At 69.9% G+C, this 4103-nt stretch carries 4 protein-coding genes; 1 reads left to right on the top strand and 3 read right to left on the bottom strand.

Annotated features, from left to right (window positions below; translation table 11 throughout):
- A partial coding sequence (locus D7V97_RS40760) for a hypothetical protein (RefSeq protein ID WP_147445192.1) occupies positions 1 to 328 on the bottom strand: 328 nt, incomplete at its 3' end.
- A 74-nt stretch (positions 329 to 402) separates the two neighbouring features.
- Positions 403 to 1359 carry an SDR family oxidoreductase gene (locus D7V97_RS40755; RefSeq protein ID WP_120615947.1) on the bottom strand — a complete coding sequence of 319 codons (957 nt, stop codon included), beginning with the start codon at positions 1357 to 1359 and terminating at the stop codon, positions 403 to 405.
- 124 nt (positions 1360 to 1483) lie between these two features.
- Between D7V97_RS40755 and D7V97_RS40750 the strand changes: the two genes are divergently transcribed.
- Entirely contained in the window at positions 1484 to 2488 is a 1005-nt protein-coding gene (locus D7V97_RS40750; RefSeq protein ID WP_120615946.1) for a YafY family protein, read from the top strand.
- Here D7V97_RS40750 and lpdA read toward each other — a convergent pair.
- On the bottom strand, positions 2485 to 3882 hold the full coding sequence (lpdA, locus tag D7V97_RS40745) for a dihydrolipoyl dehydrogenase (RefSeq protein WP_120615945.1): 1398 nt from the start codon (positions 3880 to 3882) through the stop codon (positions 2485 to 2487). The genes D7V97_RS40750 and lpdA overlap by 4 nt on opposite strands.
- Between the last annotated feature and the right edge of the window lie 221 nt (positions 3883 to 4103).

Below are 4103 nucleotides of genomic sequence, written 5' to 3'. Positions count from 1 at the left end.
GCTCCGACACGCGGGTCTCCGGGACCAGGTCCTCGTCGGGAACAGGGGGCGGGCTCAGGCGGGCCTCGTACCCGGCGAGCTCGGACGCGCGCAGGTCCGCGCCCGTGGTGGGGGCGACGCGGGTCTGGTTGCCCCAGGACTTCCGACCCGTCGTGGGCGACATGGGCCGGGTCTCCTCGGGCTCCTCCTCCGGCTCCAAGGTCGGCGGCACGGGCCTCCGGGTCTGTTCGGTCCGGATTTCCTCCTGCGCGTCCAGGTCGTCGAGCGGCGCGACGCGGGTCTCGTCGACGCGCTCCGGCCCGCCGTTCCTGCTCTGCCCCTTCGCCATGTGAGCGCCCTCTCAGGGCGGACCATATCGCTTTGCCCGGGCCACGGGGATGGCCCGGGGTGTGCGTCCTGCCTTCAGTAGACAGGCCAGTCCGGGGCCACCGTCTCGATGGAGCCCCCGAGCCACGACGCATAGGCCGCGTCATCCGCGACGGTGTACGGCTTCCCGTAGGCCTTCTCGAAGTGCTCGGCCCAGTGCGGCTGGGAGCCATCCAGGTCGGTGAAGCCGAACTCGCGCGCCAGCGTCCACGACGCGACGACGCGCCCCGCCCGCGCCTTCACCCCCGGATCCGCCGCGAGCGCCGCCACCGCGCGGCCCACGTACGCGGGCGTCTCCGACGCGATGAAGTCCGGGGTCTTCTTCGCCGCGTCGCGCCAGTTCGCCTCCGTCACCCCGAAGTGGGCCAACATCTCCTCCGAGCGCAGGAAGCCCGGCGTCACCGCGAGCGCGGTGACGTTCGTGCGGCGCAGGTCGCGCGACATCGCGAAGGCCAGCCGGATGACGGCCATCTTCGTCACGTCGTAGGCGACGCTGCCCCGGTACCCGAACGAGTCCCCGTCCGTCACCTCCACGATGAGCCCCCGGTCCCGCTCCACCATCAGCGGCACCGCGTGGCGGCTGGTGACGACGTGGGTGAAGACGGCGCGCTCGAACATCAGCCGGGCCTTCTGGGGCGACTGCTTCCAGAACGGCGTGCCCAGCTCCATCAGTGACTCCCCGCCCCAGATGTCGTTGACGAGCACATCCAGCCTTCCCGCCTCCGCGCGGATGCGCTCGCACAGCGCCTCCACCTCCGCTTCCACCGAGTGATCCACCCGCACCGCGATGCCCTTGCCTCCGTGCGAGGTGACGAGCTCCGCCGTCTCTTCAATCGTCTCCGGCCGCGAGTCCCCGCTCGCCAGCCGCCCGCGCACGCTGCGGCCGGTGCAGTACACCGTGGCGCCCGCCTCCCCCAACATCGTCGCGATGCCCCGGCCCGCGCCCCGCGTCGCGCCCGCGACCAGGGCAACCTGTCCTTCAAGTGGCTTCATGGTGGTGCTCCTTTTCTGTCCCCACCCTGCGCCCCCAATCCTGACAACCCCTGTCATGATTGCCGCACGAAGCTGCACGCGCTGTTGGAAGCCTCACGCCATGCAGTCCTGGAGGGCCAAACCCATGCGCGCCGACCGACTCATGCACCTGCTCATGCGCCTGCAGTCGCGGCCCCGGAGCACCGTGAACCAGCTCGCCCGCGAGCTCCAGGTGTCCGGGCGCACCGTGCACCGCGACCTGGACGCGCTGTCCACGGCGGGAGTCCCCGTGTACGCCACGCGCGGCGCGGCGGGGGGCGTGGCGCTGATGGAGGGCTGGCGCACGCAGCTCACCGGCCTCACCCGCCCGGAGCTGCAGGCCCTGGCCACCGTGGGAGCGCCGGGCGCCCTGGACGACCTGGGCCTGTCCGCGCCGCTGCGCACGGGCCTGGTGAAGCTGGCCGCCGCGCTCCCCGCCCTCCAGCAGCCCGCGCTGGAGCACGCACGTCAGCGGCTCCACGTGGACGCCTCCAGCTGGTTCACCGGCCGCGAACTCGTGCCGCACCTGGGCACGCTGCGCGACGCCGCGTGGCAGGACCGGAGCGTGTCGCTGACGTACCAGGACTTCGACGGGGCGCCCTCCCGCCGAGTGGTGGAGCCGTACGGGCTCGTCATCAAGGCGGACCGCTGGTACCTCGTCGCCGGGACGGATCAGGGCCCCCGCGTCTTCCGGGGCGCGCGCATCGGCGGCGTGCGGCTGCGCACCCAGGGCTTCACCCGCCCGCCGGGCTTCGACCTGCCCACGTTCTGGAAGGACTGGTGCGCGAGGTTCGCCGTCGAGCGACCCCGCTACGACGTCACGCTGCGCTTCACGGCGGAAGGGGAAGCGGCGCTGCGCCAGGTGCGTCCCCCGGCCGACGGTGAGCGGCTCAAGGCGGCGCCCGCGGCACGCGGTGGGAAGCGGAAGGTGACGTTGAACTTCGAACGGGAGTCCATCGCGGTCTCCCAGCTCTGCACGCTCGGGGGCGGCGTGGAGGTGCTCGCCCCGGAGGCGCTGCGACAACGGCTGGCCGCCGTGGCGGCCTCACTCCAGGCACTCTACGGCGGCCCTGGCCGAAGCCCGGGCCGCCGCGAACGCCAGTCCCGCTAGAAGTGCAGCGGGTGGCCCAGCGTGGCCTCGGCGCCCTCGTGCATGATCTCCGAGAGCGTCGGGTGGGCGTGGATGGTGTGGGCCAGCTCTTCGGTGGTGATCTCCAGCTTCATGGAGACGCACGCCTCCGCGAGCAGCTCCGTCGCGTGGGGCCCGATGATGTGGATGCCCAGCACCTCGTCGTACTTCTTGTCGGAGACGATCTTGATCAGGCCGATGGACTCGTTGGAGATGGCCGACTTGGTGACGGCGCCGAAGGGGGCGATGCCCACCTTCACGTCGTAGCCGCGCTCCTTGGCCTTCTTCTCCGTGAGGCCCACCGACGCCACCTCGGGGTAGCAGTACGTGGCCGACGGGGTCAGGTCGTAGTTGATGGGCGCGGGGTTCTTCCCGGCGATGTGCTCCACCACCATCACGCACTCGGCGCTGGCCATGTGCGCGAGCATCGGCGTCGGGATGACGTCACCGATGGCGTAGACGTTCGGCTCGGTGGTGCGGCAGAGCGTGTCGACCTTGACGAAGCCGCGGTCGGTCTGGATGGACGTCTTGTTGAGGCCCACGTCCTCGGTGACGGGCGCGCGGCCCACCGCCGACAGGAGGATCTCGGCCTCCAGCGTCTTCGTCTCGCTGCCCACGGTCATGGTGACGCGCACGCCGTCCGCCGTGTGCTCCACCTTCTCCACCTTCGCGCCGGTGTGCACGTCGATGCCGCGGCGGCGGAAGATCTTGTCCAGCTCCTTGGAGATGTCCGCATCCTCGATGGGCAGGAGCGCCGGCATGTACTCCACGATGGCCGTCTTGCTGCCCACGTGGTTGAACACGGAGGCGAACTCGCAGCCCACCGCGCCCGCGCCCAGGACGATGATGCTCTTGGGGATGCGGTCGATGGTCAGGATGGAGTCACTGTTCATCACCCGCTTGTGGTCCACCTGCACGTTCGGCAGGGACTTGGGCACGGAGCCCGTGGCGATGATGATGTTCTTCGTCTCCAGCGTCTGCTTGGAGCCGTCCTCCGCCGTCACCTCCACCTTGCCCTTCCCGCTGATGCGACCATGGCCCTTCACGACCGTGATCTTGTTCTTCTTCATCAGGAAGTCGATGCCGTTGGCACCCTTGGTGACGACCTTGTCCTTGTGCTTCTGGGCGTTGGCCCAGTTGACGGTGGGGTTCGCCGTGTCGATGCCGAAGTCCGCCGCTTCCTTGATGTGATGGAAGAGCGACGCGGTCCACAGGAGCGACTTGGTGGGGATGCATCCGCGATGCAGACAGGTGCCGCCCAGGCGCTTGTCCTTCTCGATGATGGCCGTCTTCAGCCCAAGCTGGGCCGCGCGGATGGCGCCCACATAGCCGCCAGGACCCGAGCCGATGATCACCACGTCGAAAGTCTCAGCCACACACGCCTCCGTCTATTTTGCGGATGGAACTCGCGGGCGCTGATAACCCCCGGTCCCGGTTGGAATCAAGGAGTTTGCTCGTGCGCCGCTTCCCGCCCCATACGCTCCTGTTGATGCTAGTAGCGCTGCTGGCCTTCGGACGCCTCTATTACGTGACCCACCGCGACACGCCCGCTCCGGCCCACGGGCAGGCGCCAGTGGCAGTGCCCCCGAAGCCCCTC

The sequence above is a fragment of the Corallococcus sp. CA053C genome, from assembly GCF_003611675.1.
In the GTDB taxonomy this organism is placed as follows: domain Bacteria; phylum Myxococcota; class Myxococcia; order Myxococcales; family Myxococcaceae; genus Corallococcus.
This window is presented reverse-complemented; position numbering and strand designations above follow the sequence as displayed.

Coding starts and splice junctions, on each gene's coding strand:
- D7V97_RS40755 (WP_120615947.1), bottom strand. CDS start 1,359: ATGAAGCCACTTGAAGGACAGGTTGCCCTGGTCGCGGGCGCGACGCGG.
- D7V97_RS40750 (WP_120615946.1), top strand. CDS start 1,484: ATGCGCGCCGACCGACTCATGCACCTGCTCATGCGCCTGCAGTCGCGG.